Consider the following 13,634-nt stretch of genomic DNA (forward strand, 5'->3'; position numbering starts at 1 on the left):
TAACAGGCCCTAGGTTGCAGCGTTCTCAATCTTGCGGGTGATGTACCACTGCTGGGCAATGGAGATCAGATTGTTGACCACCCAGTAGAGTACCAACCCGGCCGGGAAGAAGGCGAAGAAGATGGTAAACACAAACGGCAGACTCATCATGATCTTCGCCTGCATCGGATCAGGTGGTGCCGGATTGAGTTTCTGCTGGACGAACATGGAGACACCCATGATCAGCGGCAGAATGAAATAGGGATCCTTCTCCGACAAACTCTCGATCCACAGAATCCAGGGTGCATGACGCAACTCCACACTCTCCAACAGTACCCAGTAGAGGGCGATGAATACCGGAATCTGAACCAGAATCGGCAGACAACCACCGAGTGGATTGATCTTCTCTGTCTTATACAGCTCCATCATGGCCTGCTGGAAACGCTGCTTGTCATCCCCATAGCGATCTTTCAGCGCCTGCACCCGGGGCGTGAACTTACGCATGTTGGCCATCGATTTATAACTGGTCTCGGAAAGCTTATAGAACACCGCTTTGATCAGAAGCGTCAGCAGGATGATCGCCCAACCCCAGTTGCCCACCATATTGTGGATGCTCTTCAACAACCAGAAGATCGGTTTGGCGATTACGGTAAGCCAACCGTAGTCGACGGTCAGTTCCAAACCTTCCGCAATCTGTTCCAGTTGATCCTGGAGTTTTGGACCGATATAGAGCTGACGACTGATCTTTTGGGTCTCTCCATTTTCAACCGTAATGGATGGGGAGTAGCTGCCAAGCAGATATTTACCACCAGTCAGTGCATTGGTGTAGTAGTGCTCAACCTGATCCTTGGGCGGAATCCAGGCACTCAGAAAGTAGTGCTGAATCATCGCCAGCCAGCCCCGATCCGTATCGATATCGAGCTTTTTACTCGCCATATCGTCGAAGTCGACCTTCTCGTATTTGTCCTTCGGGTTGTAGTAGACACCACCGGTATAGGTATAGGTTGTGAAACCACTACCATCACCATCCGGCTCTACCCGCTGTAACTGGCCATAGTCGCGAGCGGCCCAGCTCTCGCCAGACTGGTTTTCGATCAGGTAGTCCACATCGATCAGATAACTGCCGCGATTCAGGGTGAACTGTTTGGTGACCGTCACACCATTATCGCTCTTCCACACCATGGGAATAATCAGCTGATCCTGATTCTCACCCATTTCATAGTTTGTCTGTTCACTCTGATAGATGGCTTCATGGTTCGGAGCTTTGCCTTTCTCTGATCCGATCAGACCCGATTGGGCGATATAGAGGTCGGATCCGGAAGGGGACAACAGTTCCACCTTCAGATCAGGGGTATCCAGTGCCTCGAAATATTCAAGCAGGTCAGCCAGCTGGACCGTACCGCCTTGAGTGGAGATCTCCAGCTTCAGCAGATCGGTCACCACATGGATCACCTGACCATTGAGGCCACTCTGCAGTTCACCGGGAACCGCACTGCCCGCCGCCTGGGGCAGATCCGCTTTAACCGCTGCAGTCGGTACTCCGGAATCCTCGCCACCCTGAGGTGCGGCTGGCGTACTGCTCTGCCTGGCCGCCTGCTCAGCTTCCCGTTGCGCGGGTACTCCATAATCCTGTTGCCAGGCTTGATAGATCAACAGCCCCAGAAAGGCCAGTGTAAAGAAGAGAATCAGTCTTAGATTATCCATGGAACTGCTTTTTTTGAGGTTCGGGAACCGGGTCAACCCCACCTTCATGCCAGGGGTGACAACGTGAAATTCGTTTCAGAGCAAGCCATAAACCGCGCAATCCACCATGTTTCTCAATCGCTTCGAGAGAATAGGCTGAGCAGCTGGGATAGAAACGGCAGTGCTGGCCGACAAAGGGGCTAAGTATAGTTTGGTAGAGCCTGATCAGAAAGATCATTATTTGGCGCATTGCTCTGCAATCCTATGCCAATGGTGCTGTAGTGAATTGAGACAAACTCGATTATCCGCGAGTGCTGCGCCCTGTCTGGCGACAACCACCAGGTCCAAACCAGCCAATGGTGCCTGGTTGAGCCGGAAACTCTCGCGAATGATACGCTTGATACGATTTCTGTCCACTGCTTTTCGGCAGTGTTTTTTTGCTACCGCCAGGCCTAAGCGAGCATGAGCACTTTGGTTCGGATAGGCCAGTACCAGAAAGAAGCGATCACTGGAACGCCGACCTTCACTAAAAACCCGACGAAATTCGTCGGGTTTAAGTAATCTTCGGCTTCGAGGGAAAGCCCCTTCAGATATTGGCAATGAACCCTGGCTCAGAGAGCGATACGGGCACGACCTTTGGCGCGACGCGCCTTCAACACTTTACGGCCATTGCGAGTTGCCATGCGCGCACGAAAACCATGGGTGCGGGCTCGTTTTAAATTACTGGGCTGAAATGTTCTTTTCATAGCTGCTTACCGGTAAATCCGCCAATGAAGTATGGACGAAAAAAAGACGCGTAGCCTAGACCTAAACACCATCGCTTGTCAATAGAAAACAGCTGTAAAACGGCAAAACAAATTCGTTTTTAACTGTGGATAACTCTGGCCACCCAGAGTAGACTTGCATGTTCCAGCCACTACCGACATTTCCACGTGGCCTTGTCATTGGAAGCTGGAAATTCTTCTGTTTCTAAATACCAAGCTGATATTAGACCCTCGCTGGAGAGTGAAATTGGACCTTTGGCACCGCTGCACCGAGCACCTGGAGCAAGTACTCTCACCACAGCAATACAACACCTGGATCCGGCCACTACAAATCATTGAAGACGCCAAACTGCTGCGACTACTCGCGCCGAACCGCTTTGTACTCGACTGGGTCCGCAATCACTACCTGGATATGATCCAGAACCATCTGAATGTGGTGTGTAATGGGCAGGCGCCCAAGGTCCTAATCGAGATCGGTTCAAAAAGCCGGCCACAGAAGAAACAGCAGATCACACCACCTCAACCAATAACCGTCACCTCGGGTGGTGAGAATACAACACCGATCCAGAGTAATCTCAACCAGAGCTTTGTATTCGATACCTTTGTCGAAGGTAAATCCAATCAGATTGCCCGTGCCGCCTCCATGCAGATAGGCGAAAATCCAGGTAAAGCGTACAACCCCCTATTTATATATGGTGGCGTGGGTCTCGGTAAAACCCACCTGATGCACGCCGTTGGCAACATGATGCTGAAAAAGAATCCACAGGCCCGTGTTGTCTATCTGCATTCCGAGCGATTCGTAGCGGAGATGGTCAAGGCACTTCAGCACAACACCATTGACCAGTTCAAAAAGAAGTACCGTTCCGTGAATGCTCTGCTGATCGATGATATTCAGTTTTTCGCGGGCAAGGAGCGCTCACAGGAAGAATTCTTTCACACCTTCAATGCACTGTTCGAATCCCAGCAGCAGATCATTCTATCCAGCGACCGTTTCCCTAAAGAGGTAACCGGCCTTGAAGAGCGGCTCAAATCACGATTTGGCTGGGGGCTGACCGTTGCCATTGAACCGCCGGATCTTGAGACCAGAGTCGCCATCCTGCAGAGTAAGGCACTACAACTGAATGCTGAGTTACCCACCGAAGTTGCTTTCTTTATGGGCAAGCGCATCCGATCCAACATTCGTGAACTGGAGGGTGCGTTAAGACGGGTGATTGCCAACGCTACCTTCACCGGTCGGGACATCAATTTGGATTTCGCCAAGAACGCACTCCGGGATATGCTGGCTGCACATGACAAACAGATTACCATTGAAAATATTCAAAAGACGGTAGCGGAATATTTTCAGATCAGAACATCCGATCTGGTCTCTTCAAAACGAAGTCGATCGATCGCAAGACCGAGACAGATTGCCATGACTCTGGCAAAAGAGCTGACCAATCACAGTCTCCCGGAAATAGGCAGTGCCTTTGGTGGCAGAGATCACACGACAGTGATCCATGCCAACCGAAAGGTTAAAGAGTTAAGAGAGAGTGACCCGAGAATATCGGAAGATTATTCCAATCTGTTAAGAACACTGAGTAGTTAGTGTGGATAAAATGTTTAAAAAAAGCGAAAAATTTATACAGCTTAGTTATCCACAATCCGTTAACACTTATTCAGCAGGATTAGAGGCGTTCAACACAGAGGGAAAAAACAAGAATTTCTCTTAAAAAACAAATAGATATACAAGATAGACTTAGATATCTACAGGCCTAATAATAATAACAGGTCTATATATCTAAAAATATACTATTAAGATACTGAGTGGATAACATGAAAATCAGCACCGAACGAGAAAACCTGCTTGGACCACTACAGAAGATTGCAGGTGTTGTCGAACGTAGGCAGACACTGCCCATACTGGCAAACATTCTGGTCAATGCTAACCATGGCCAATTAAACCTCACAGCAACAGATCTGGAAGTTGAATTGAAAACAGAGACTGAAGCGGAATGTGATGGAGATGCTGACTTCACGATACCGGCAAGAAAGCTACTCGACATCTGCAAGGCTCTTCCGGAATCAGCAAAAGTGTCACTGGATATCAGTGAAGACAAAGTCAAATTGCAATCGGGTAGAAGCCGTTTCTCACTCAGTGTTCTACCGGCTCGTGACTACCCGGTGATCGAACCGACACCCAGTAGCACAGTATTCACAATCAAAGAGTCCATACTCAATACGCTGATCGAAAATACCCAATTTGCCATGGCGCAACAGGACGTTCGTTACTATCTCAATGGCATGTTACTGGAACTCACCGGGGGTGACATAAGAACGGTTGCAACGGATGGTCACCGACTAGCCATGAGTCAGTCATTGAACACCATCGATGATAAAACCAACCTCCAGGTTATCCTGCCAAGAAAGGCTGTCATCGAACTCAGTCGACTGCTTGGTGACAACGACAATGACATCAAAGTTGAACTCAGCAACAGCTACATCAAGGTTCTTTTTGAGAAGACGGTTTTTACCTCAAAACTGATCGATGGAAGATTTCCTGAGTATCAGCGTGTCATGCCAACAGGATCAGACAAAGAAGTCGAAGCCGAAAAGAGTTCAATCAAGCAATCCCTCACAAGAGCATCCATACTTTCAAATGAAAAGTACCGTGGCATAAGATTTCATCTTTCAAACAATCTACTTGAACTACAAGCGCACAACCCAGAGCAAGAGGAATCCGAGGAAGAGCTGGAAGTAAACTATCAGGGAGATGAACTCAAAATTGGTTTCAATGTGGGCTACATCCTCGACGCTATATCCGCGATAAAAGAGGATACGATTATCATTGAATTGAAAGACACCAACAGCAGTGCCCTGATTTATGGCAAGGACAACAAAGACAGTAAATACGTTGTCATGCCTATGAGAATCTAGAAACGGCAAAACGTACAACTCTAAACACATTGCATCTGCAAAGACTCAAGATACAAAATCTCCGCAATATCTCAAACGCGGAGATTTTTCCATCAGACAACCTCAACATCATTACCGGTGCAAATGGCGCCGGTAAAACCACACTTCTAGAATCAATTTATCTATTGGCTCGGACCAGGTCTTTCAGACAGAGTCAAAATAGAACACTCATTAAGTCAGGTGAAGAGGCACTGACAATATTTTCAGAGTTACAGAGTGAAGCAGGAACTAAGTACAGGATAGGTCTCAGTAAGAAAAAAGAGGGCACCACAGTACACAAAGACAGAAAAAAAATAACAAAACTCTCTGAATTGGCAAAATCTCTCCCTCTTACCATTATCACTCCCAACATCCAGCGAATCGTAGAAGAGGGGCCAGTACACAGAAGAAAACTTCTGAATTGGGGAATGTTCCACGTGGAACCTTTTTATGCTCAGCTGGCTCAGCGATATAATCAGACTATCTCGCAGAGAAACCGTGCACTCTCTGGAAACCGGGACGATTTGAAAGTTTGGACAAGACAGTTGGTTGAATTGGGTGATCAGTTAAACCAACTTCAAAAAAACTATCTCGAAGATTGGAATCAGGCGCTCACGGAGTTATCGGCTACCCAGGATAGTGGATACCGATGCAGACTCGAACTCTACAGTGGGTGGAGAAAAGGAACCAGTTTTGAAGAAGCTTTGGATGAACTGACCCGGACAGACCGTGAGAGGGGATTCACTTCAGCAGGACCCCACCGACTGGACGTTAAGATTTACGTGGATCAAAGGGGTGTAAAAAACTACTTCTCCAGGGGGCAGAACAAACTGCTGGCCTTAAATCTCATGCTTGCTCAGACAATGTTGTTACAGATAAAAAAGGAAGAGAAACCGATCTTGCTGGTAGACGATTTACAATCAGAACTTGATCAAGACCGGTGCTTACAGATTCTGCAAACCATCTCAGACTTAAAGATTCAAACCTTCATAACAGATCTGACAAAAAGTATTGGTGACTCCATCGAAGAGGATAAATATAAAATGTTCCACGTGGAACATGGCCAGTTTGCAGAGATTTAAATCGGTCGTATATCGGGTGAAAGTGTAGGTATAATAGGCCCTTTTAACCAATATAGGTTTTCTCCACGGAAAAATTAATGAGTTACGATTCCTCGAATATCAAAGTATTGAAGGGTCTTGATGCTGTCAGAAAGCGTCCGGGTATGTACATCGGTGATACGGATGATGGTACAGGGCTTCATCATATGGTTTTCGAGGTGGTGGATAACTCCATTGACGAGGCACTCGCAGGTTACTGTAATGAGATCAAAGTGACCATACACTCTGATCAGAGTATTACGGTGAGTGATAACGGTCGAGGCATTCCGGTTGATGAGCATCCGGAGGAGAAAAGATCCGCTGCAGAAGTGATCATGACTGTGCTTCATGCAGGTGGTAAATTCGATGACAACTCCTACAAAGTCTCAGGTGGTTTGCACGGTGTCGGTGTTTCTGTGGTCAATGCCCTATCTGAAGAGCTCAAACTCAAAATCAGAAGGCAGGGGAAGGTTTGGGAGCAGACTTATAAACATGGTGTACCTGTCTCAGATCTTGCCTCAGTTGGTGATACTCAAAAGAGTGGTACCAGCGTAACGTTCATGCCGAGCAGCGAAACTTTCAGTAATATCGAATTTCATTACGATATTTTGGCAAAAAGATTAAGAGAGCTCTCATTTCTGAACTCTGGAATCAAGATTGTCTTGAAGGAAGAGTCTACAGGGAGAGAGGATATCTTTGAGTATGTTGGCGGAATACTTGCCTTCGTCGAGCACCTGAATCGCAACAAATCACCACTGCATGAGAGAGTGTTTAGCTTTACTGATGAGCGCAATGACATTGCAGTGGAGATTGCCATGCAGTGGAATGAGTCCTATCAGGAGAGTATTTTCTGCTATACCAACAACATCCCTCAACGGGATGGGGGTACCCACCTTGCTGGTTTTCGTGCTGGACTGACCCGCACTCTGAATCAATATATCGACCAATCAGGCTTATCAAAAAAGCAGAAGGTTAATACATCCGGGGATGATGCCCGGGAGGGTCTTACCGCTGTATTGTCCGTCAAGGTTCCGGATCCCAAGTTCTCCTCTCAGACTAAAGACAAACTGGTCTCTTCTGAGGTGAAAGGGATTGTCGAGAATCTCTTGACCGAAAACTTGAACTCTTTCCTGCTTGAGAATCCTGGGGATGCCAAGAATATTGCGGGTAAAATGATTGAGGCGGCAAGAGCCAGGGAAGCGGCACGCAAGGCGAGGGAGATGACCCGTCGTAAAGGTGCGCTGGATATCGCCGGCCTACCCGGGAAACTGGCCGACTGTCAGGAGAAAGATCCTGCACTCTCCGAACTCTACCTGGTGGAGGGTGACTCAGCCGGGGGCTCTGCCAAGCAGGGTAGGGATCGAAAGTTTCAGGCGATATTGCCGCTGAAGGGTAAGATTCTCAATGTTGAGAAGGCACGCTTCGACAAGATGCTATCCTCTGCGGAAGTCGGAACTCTGATTACTGCATTGGGCTGTGGTATCGGTCGGGAGGAGTTCAATCCGGACAAATTGAGATACCACCGCATTATCATCATGACCGATGCCGATGTGGATGGTGCACACATCAGAACCCTACTGCTGACTTTCTTCTACCGCCAGATGCCGGAGTTGATCGACCGGGGTCATGTCTATATTGCCCAACCGCCACTCTATAAAGTGAAGAAGGGTAAACAGGAGCAGTATCTGAAGGATGACCAGGATCTGAATAACTACTTCCTGCAAACCGCCCTGGATAATGCAGCGCTGATTGTCACATCAGGGGCACCACCGCTCGCCGGTGAAAGTCTTGAGACCATGGCCAGATCATTCCTTGCGGTGATGGCCAGTATCGGTCGCCTTTCGCTTCGTTACGATGGAGATCTGTTGGAAAAGCTGATCTATATGCCGAAGCTGGATGAGCAGATGATCGAGAACAAAAGTGGGATCGAGGCCTGGATTAATGAGCTTGAATCGAGATTGAATACGGATCTGGGTATTTCTGAGTCCTGCTTATTGGAGCTGCTGGATGAGAACAATGGTGAGGATGCCGGACTGTTGTTAACCAGAAAAGTGCATGGTATCGGTACTGAAAAAGTGATTCCCTTCGACTTTTTTAACAGCGTTGAATATAGAAAGATCATTGAGTTGGGCAGTCAGCTCAGCGGTCTGTTGAGTGACGATGCTGTGATCAAAAGAGGTGAAAAGGAGCAACCGGTCAGCAGCTTCAAACAGGCTCTGGATTGGTTGATGGATGACGCCAAGCGCGGACAGCATGTACAGCGCTACAAAGGTCTGGGTGAAATGAATCCGGAACAGCTGTGGGAGACCACCATGAATGCAGACAGCCGGCGTCTGCTACAGGTCAGTATTGAGGATGCGGTGGCTGCAGATCAGATCTTTGCAACCCTCATGGGTGATCAGGTCGAACCCCGTCGTGACTTCATCGAGACCCATGCACTGACCGTTGAAAACCTTGATGTGTAGTCCTAATATTAGCAGCGTAAGTGAGTATTCACTTACGCTGTAACGATAGGTTTTAAAGAAGGTTAACTTCTTTCATTAGGTAAACCGTCGACAGTGGATTCGATCCACTCTTCAGCCTCCTTATTGATTTCGGAGGATGACTTACCCGCGGTCTCAATGAGCGGACCGATCACGACATCGATCACCCCTGGGTATTTGCGCAGATCCCGTCGGCGCCAGAAAACCCCGGCATTGTGTGCTACCGGAAGAACCGGATAACCTGATTTCTCAGCCAGAATTGCACCGCCGATTCCGTAGCGTTTACGGCTGCCTGGAGCAACCCGGGTGCCCTCAGGAAAGACGAATACGTGGTTGCCTGATTTGAGTCGTTCAATACCCTGTTCAATAATCTGTTCCACGGCTTTGCGACCGGACTTGCGGTCGATGGCGATGGGGCGGAAGTAGATCATGATCCAGCCAAAGAATGGTACGAACAGTAACTCCCGCTTCAAAACCCAGGATTTGGCGCCGGGTATGACACTGATCAGGGCAATGGTCTCCCAGGCCGATTGATGCTTGGCGAAGATGATGCAGTTGTTTTCCGGCAGATGCTCCATACCTGTGACCCGATAGGTCAGGCCACAAAAGAATTTCAGAGCCCAGAGATTGAGACGGCTCCAACTGGTATCGAAAAAATGAACATATTTTCGTGGTAGCGCCCAGGCGACCAGACTGCCAACGGTGGCAATGACGATGGTGGTCATCACCAGAAATGTGAAATAGAGAATCGATCTAAGCAGGATCATTGGGGGTCCATCTCATTGATGAGTTGTTGGGCGTAGCTGTTTAGGTTTTCGTAGATTGGTGTTTGTGCCAGCTTACCTGAAAGTTGTTTGATGGTTTTCTCGCCATTGCCACTGCGTACCAGAATGGGTTGGGCACCGATTTTGGCTGCGGCCTGCAGATCCCTCAGAGAATCACCGACGATCGGTACATCATTCAAAGTGGTTTGGCTGCGCTTCGCGATCGTCTCATAGAGGCCGGTGCCTGGTTTGCGGCAGTTACACCCCTCATCCGGTCCGTGGGGGCAGAAAACGATAGCCTCGATATGTCCACCAACCTGTTGCACCGCATCGACCATTTTCTCGTGAATCCGATTCAATGTCTCTATATCGAACAGACCTCGAGCCAGACCTGACTGATTGGTTGCGACAAACACCCGGTATCCGGCGCGGCTCAGTCTGGCGATGGCATCGAGGCTGCCGTCGATCGGCTGCCATTCGTCCGGATGTTTGATGTAAGCGTCGGAATCGTGATTGATCACCCCATCCCTGTCGAGAATTATTAGTTTCATGTAGTAAGTGCTTACTATCAGTCTACATCTTTAAATTCCGAGACACGTACTCGTCCATTGATCATTCGTGAATTCCTTTTGTCGAGCTTCGCCATCTTCTCCCAGAATGCCTTGTTGAGGTCAAAATTCTGGGCAATGGCAGTTCCCATCACCAAGATCAACAGATCGGCTACCTCTTCTGCCAGGTCGCTTTTCGCTTTCCCCTTGGTGACACAGGCGGAGATCTCCCCCAGCTCTTCAGCCATCAGCGCTACCCGGTAGTTCATCTCTTCACCACCGGTTTCACGAAATCGATGTTTGTCGTGAAATGCCTGTACCGCTGCCAACATCTGCTGGTAGGAGTCCTCATTCATGACTGGTTTTCCTGTACCTGCAGACGGGTGATGTCTGCCACAGAGAGAAACAGTCTTTCCAGTTGGGAGAGTAGCGACAATCGGTTGGTTCGGATCTTCTGGTCATCGGTCATGACCATCACCTGATCGAAGAAGCTGTCCACCGGTTCTCTCAACCCCGCCAGAATCTGCAGACCTTTGGCATACTCACCTTTATCGAAAAGCGGTTGGGCCAAGGGTGCCAGCTCGTCCATCTTTTGAGCGAGTTGATGCTCGGCCTGATCCTCATAGAGGGCCGGATCCGCTTTTTCCGCCAGTGGGTCGCTGCTCTTTTTCAGAATGTTGCGAATCCGCTTGTTTGCCGCTGACAGACTTTCCGCCTCCGGCAATTTGCTGAATGCCTCGATGGCCCACACCCGTTGATCGAAATCGGCCAGGGTCTTGGGCGCCACATCGGCAACGGATTGAAACAGATCCACGCTGATACCCAGCTCACTGTAGATGCCCTTGAGACGCTCCAGCATAAACTGATAAACGGACGCGGCTACCTTCTCCTCGGTTAGTTTGTTGCCTAATGAATCTACGATTGACTCGAGTAACGCTGGAAGGTCCAAGGTAAGTGAGTGCTCACGTATGATACGCAATGCGCCGAGTGCGGCACGTCGCAGGGCAAATGGATCCTTGTCACCGGTAGGCTTCTGGCCGATGCCAAAGATACCCACCAGGGTATCCAGTTTTTCGGCTAATGAGACGGCAATGCCGGTTGCTGTCTGCGGCAGTTGATCACCGGAAAATCTCGGCATGTAGAACTCGTCCAGCGCCTGAGCCAGCTCATCCGGTTCCCCATCACGCTGAGCCTGATATCGACCCATGATGCCCTGCATCTCGGGGAATTCGTAGACCATGTTGGTCATCAGATCGCAGCGGCTCAGCAGTCCGGCACGATAGGCCAGCTCGCTGTCTCCACCACTTTCCTCAGCAATACGTTGTGCCAGTTCGGCAACCCGCTGGGATTTATCGTACATGCTGCCCAGCTGATTCTGAAAGACCACATGTTTGAGAGATTCCTGATGTTCTGCAAGCGGTTTTTTACCATCCTGCTCCCAGAAAAACATGGCATCCGCCAGGCGCGGTCTGATTACCCTTTCGTTACCCTCTCGGATCAGTTCCGGTTGTGGGCTGTCGATATTGGCGATGGTGATGAAATGGTTCATCAGCTGGCCATCAGTGGTAAACAGTGGAAAGTATTTCTGGTTGCCTTTCATGGTGGCGACCAGGGCTTCCTGAGGCACCGCTAGAAACCGCTCTTCGAAGCTGGCGGTAATCGGCAGTGGCCACTCATTGAGTGCCGTGACCTCATCAAGAAGACCGGAATCCAGATCGGCCACACCACCAAGCTCGGAGGCGCTCTGTTGAACGGATTCCGAGATTTTTTGTTTACGTTTTTCGAAATCCGCGATCACATAGCCCAGGTCTTCCAGAACTGAGGCGTAGTCCTGAGGGTTGTAGATGGTGATCGCATTGGGATGATGAAAGCGATGACCATAGGTCAAACGGTCAGCGTCCGCATCGAGCAGCGTACAGGGTACCACCTGATCGCCGAGTAGAAACAGCAGCCAATGAACCGGACGTACAAACTGGGCATCTGAATCACCCCAGCGCATGCGCTTAGGGATAGGCAGTTTGTTGAGTGCCTGGCTTGCGATCTCCGGAAGCAGTTCTTCTGCAGGTTTGCCTTTTGAATGCACACGGTAGCTCAGCCACTCCCCTTTGTCGGTCTTTTGTCGTTGCAACTGATCGACGGTGGTCTGACAGGAGCGGGCGAAACCCTCGGCGGCTTTGGTGGGATTGCCCGAATCGTCAAATGCAGCCTGAACAGCGGGTCCGCGACGTTCCATCTCACTGTCGGGTTGTCGAACATCGCAATCCCTGACCAGCAGTGCCAGACGACGGGGTGTGGCGAACGGTTCAACCTCACCGTGGTTCAGATTGGCCTGTTTGAGTCCGGCAACGAACGATTCGGTTAAAGATTGACTGAGTCGATTAAGGGCCTTGGGTGGTAGCTCCTCGGTACCCAGTTCAAATAACAGGTCTGCTTGATCAGCCATTGGCAGCCTCCTTTGATGACTCGAGCATGGGAAATCCGAGACGCTCTCTGGCGTCGTAGTAGGCTTGTGCCACATCGCGCGCCAGGCCTCTTACTCGAAGGATGTAGCGCTGTCTTTCTGTGACTGATATGGCATGGCGGGCATCGAGCAGGTTAAATGTGTGTGATGCCTGAAGTACCTGTTCATAGGCTGGTAGGGGCAGACCCAGTTCTATCAGTTTGCGCGACTCTTTTTCGCACTGATCGAACTGGCCGAATAGGTAATCCACATCCGCATGTTCAAAATTGTAGGCGGACTGCTCAACCTCATTCTGGTGGAACACATCGCCATAGGTCACGATACCTTGAGGTCCCTCTGTCCAGACCAGGTCATAGATGCTCTCCACACCCTGCAGATACATGGCGATCCGTTCCAGGCCATAGGTAATCTCACCGGTCACCGGGCGGCAGTCGAGGCCGCCCACCTGTTGGAAGTAGGTAAACTGGGTTACTTCCATACCATTGAGCCATACCTCCCAGCCCAGTCCCCAGGCACCCAATGTGGGGGATTCCCAATTGTCCTCGACAAAACGTATGTCATGAAGACTCAGATCCAGACCGAGCATCTGCAGTGAACCCAGATAGAGCTCCTGAATATTCTTGGGAGAAGGTTTCATCACCACCTGGTACTGGTAGTAGTGCTGTAACCGGTTGGGATTGTCTCCGTAACGTCCATCTGTGGGTCTGCGGGAAGGCTGAACATAGGCCGCATTCCAGGGTTCCGGTCCGATGGAACGGAGAAAGGTTGCGGTATGGAAGGTACCGGCACCCATCTCCATATCATAGGGTTGAAGCACGATGCATCCCTGGTCTGCCCAATAGTCTTGTAGTGCGAAAATCAGATCCTGAAAAGTCTGGATGTTTCGCTGTTTCGGTTCTGCCGCTTGATTCACAACGAGGC

At 49.7% G+C, this 13,634-nt stretch carries 13 protein-coding genes; 4 read left to right on the plus strand and 9 right to left on the minus strand.

The window, feature by feature from the left end:
* Positions 1 to 9: 9 nt before the first annotated feature.
* Genes yidC through rpmH form a run of 4 tightly spaced genes read right to left on the minus strand, consistent with a single transcriptional unit; the run spans position 10 to position 2,408 of the window.
* On the minus strand, positions 10 to 1,683 hold the full coding sequence (yidC, locus tag AC4IE8_RS10010) for a membrane protein insertase YidC (protein WP_490790924.1): 1,674 nt from the start codon (positions 1,681 to 1,683) through the stop codon (positions 10 to 12).
* Complete coding sequence (gene yidD, locus AC4IE8_RS10015) at positions 1,676 to 1,912, minus strand: membrane protein insertion efficiency factor YidD (protein WP_068994729.1); 237 nt, start codon at positions 1,910 to 1,912, stop codon at positions 1,676 to 1,678. The genes yidC and yidD overlap by 8 nt, the downstream gene beginning before the upstream one ends.
* Positions 1,900 to 2,262 (minus strand): ribonuclease P protein component, encoded by a 363-nt coding sequence (rnpA, locus tag AC4IE8_RS10020; RefSeq protein WP_071892815.1) that lies wholly within the window; start codon positions 2,260 to 2,262, stop codon positions 1,900 to 1,902. The genes yidD and rnpA overlap by 13 nt, the downstream gene beginning before the upstream one ends.
* Before the next feature lie 11 nt (positions 2,263 to 2,273).
* Positions 2,274 to 2,408: a 50S ribosomal protein L34 gene (gene rpmH / locus AC4IE8_RS10025; RefSeq protein ID WP_071892818.1), complete on the minus strand. Its 135-nt coding sequence runs from the start codon at positions 2,406 to 2,408 to the stop codon at positions 2,274 to 2,276.
* Positions 2,409 to 2,673: 265 nt separating this feature from the next.
* Here rpmH and dnaA point away from each other — a divergent pair, with 265 nt between their 5' ends.
* From dnaA to gyrB, 4 genes are all read left to right on the plus strand, one after another.
* On the plus strand, positions 2,674 to 4,011 hold the full coding sequence (gene dnaA, locus AC4IE8_RS10030; protein WP_068994730.1) for a chromosomal replication initiator protein DnaA: 1,338 nt from the start codon (positions 2,674 to 2,676) through the stop codon (positions 4,009 to 4,011).
* Positions 4,012 to 4,238: 227 nt separating this feature from the next.
* Positions 4,239 to 5,339: a DNA polymerase III subunit beta gene (gene dnaN, locus AC4IE8_RS10035; RefSeq protein WP_068994731.1), complete on the plus strand. Its 1,101-nt coding sequence runs from the start codon at positions 4,239 to 4,241 to the stop codon at positions 5,337 to 5,339.
* A gap of 29 nt (positions 5,340 to 5,368) precedes the next feature.
* A complete protein-coding gene (recF, locus tag AC4IE8_RS10040; RefSeq protein WP_490790925.1) occupies positions 5,369 to 6,439 on the plus strand; it encodes a DNA replication/repair protein RecF in 1,071 nt (356 codons plus the stop codon).
* A 77-nt stretch (positions 6,440 to 6,516) separates the two neighbouring features.
* A complete protein-coding gene (gene gyrB / locus AC4IE8_RS10045; protein WP_068994733.1) occupies positions 6,517 to 8,922 on the plus strand; it encodes a DNA topoisomerase (ATP-hydrolyzing) subunit B in 2,406 nt (801 codons plus the stop codon).
* Positions 8,923 to 8,984: 62 nt separating this feature from the next.
* Here the strand turns inward: gyrB and AC4IE8_RS10050 are convergent, their stop codons facing one another.
* Genes AC4IE8_RS10050 through glyQ form a run of 5 tightly spaced genes read right to left on the minus strand, consistent with a single transcriptional unit; the run spans position 8,985 to position 13,626 of the window.
* Positions 8,985 to 9,707 carry a lysophospholipid acyltransferase family protein gene (locus AC4IE8_RS10050; RefSeq protein WP_490790926.1) on the minus strand — a complete coding sequence of 241 codons (723 nt, stop codon included), beginning with the start codon at positions 9,705 to 9,707 and terminating at the stop codon, positions 8,985 to 8,987.
* The gene (gene gmhB, locus AC4IE8_RS10055) at positions 9,704 to 10,255 is read right to left on the minus strand and encodes a D-glycero-beta-D-manno-heptose 1,7-bisphosphate 7-phosphatase (protein WP_490790927.1); all 552 of its coding nucleotides are present in this window, start codon (positions 10,253 to 10,255) and stop codon (positions 9,704 to 9,706) included. The genes AC4IE8_RS10050 and gmhB overlap by 4 nt, the downstream gene beginning before the upstream one ends.
* Positions 10,256 to 10,272: 17 nt before the next feature.
* The gene (locus AC4IE8_RS10060) at positions 10,273 to 10,608 is read right to left on the minus strand and encodes a MazG nucleotide pyrophosphohydrolase domain-containing protein (RefSeq protein WP_068994736.1); all 336 of its coding nucleotides are present in this window, start codon (positions 10,606 to 10,608) and stop codon (positions 10,273 to 10,275) included.
* A complete protein-coding gene (glyS, locus tag AC4IE8_RS10065; protein WP_490790928.1) occupies positions 10,605 to 12,695 on the minus strand; it encodes a glycine--tRNA ligase subunit beta in 2,091 nt (696 codons plus the stop codon). The genes AC4IE8_RS10060 and glyS overlap by 4 nt, the downstream gene beginning before the upstream one ends.
* Entirely contained in the window at positions 12,688 to 13,626 is a 939-nt protein-coding gene (glyQ, locus tag AC4IE8_RS10070) for a glycine--tRNA ligase subunit alpha (protein WP_068994738.1), read from the minus strand. Before glyQ ends, glyS begins: the two co-directional genes overlap by 8 nt.
* Positions 13,627 to 13,634: the final 8 nt, after the last annotated feature.

The organism is Candidatus Thiodiazotropha sp. AKAK2 (assembly GCF_058244685.1).

Coding starts and splice junctions, on each gene's coding strand:
- yidC (WP_490790924.1), bottom strand. CDS start 1,683: ATGGATAATCTAAGACTGATTCTCTTCTTTACACTGGCCTTTCTGGGG.
- yidD (WP_068994729.1), bottom strand. CDS start 1,912: ATGCGCCAAATAATGATCTTTCTGATCAGGCTCTACCAAACTATACTT.
- rpmH (WP_071892818.1), bottom strand. CDS start 2,408: ATGAAAAGAACATTTCAGCCCAGTAATTTAAAACGAGCCCGCACCCAT.
- dnaN (WP_068994731.1), top strand. CDS start 4,239: ATGAAAATCAGCACCGAACGAGAAAACCTGCTTGGACCACTACAGAAG.
- gyrB (WP_068994733.1), top strand. CDS start 6,517: ATGAGTTACGATTCCTCGAATATCAAAGTATTGAAGGGTCTTGATGCT.
- AC4IE8_RS10050 (WP_490790926.1), bottom strand. CDS start 9,707: ATGATCCTGCTTAGATCGATTCTCTATTTCACATTTCTGGTGATGACC.
- gmhB (WP_490790927.1), bottom strand. CDS start 10,255: ATGAAACTAATAATTCTCGACAGGGATGGGGTGATCAATCACGATTCC.
- AC4IE8_RS10060 (WP_068994736.1), bottom strand. CDS start 10,608: ATGAATGAGGACTCCTACCAGCAGATGTTGGCAGCGGTACAGGCATTT.
- glyS (WP_490790928.1), bottom strand. CDS start 12,695: ATGGCTGATCAAGCAGACCTGTTATTTGAACTGGGTACCGAGGAGCTA.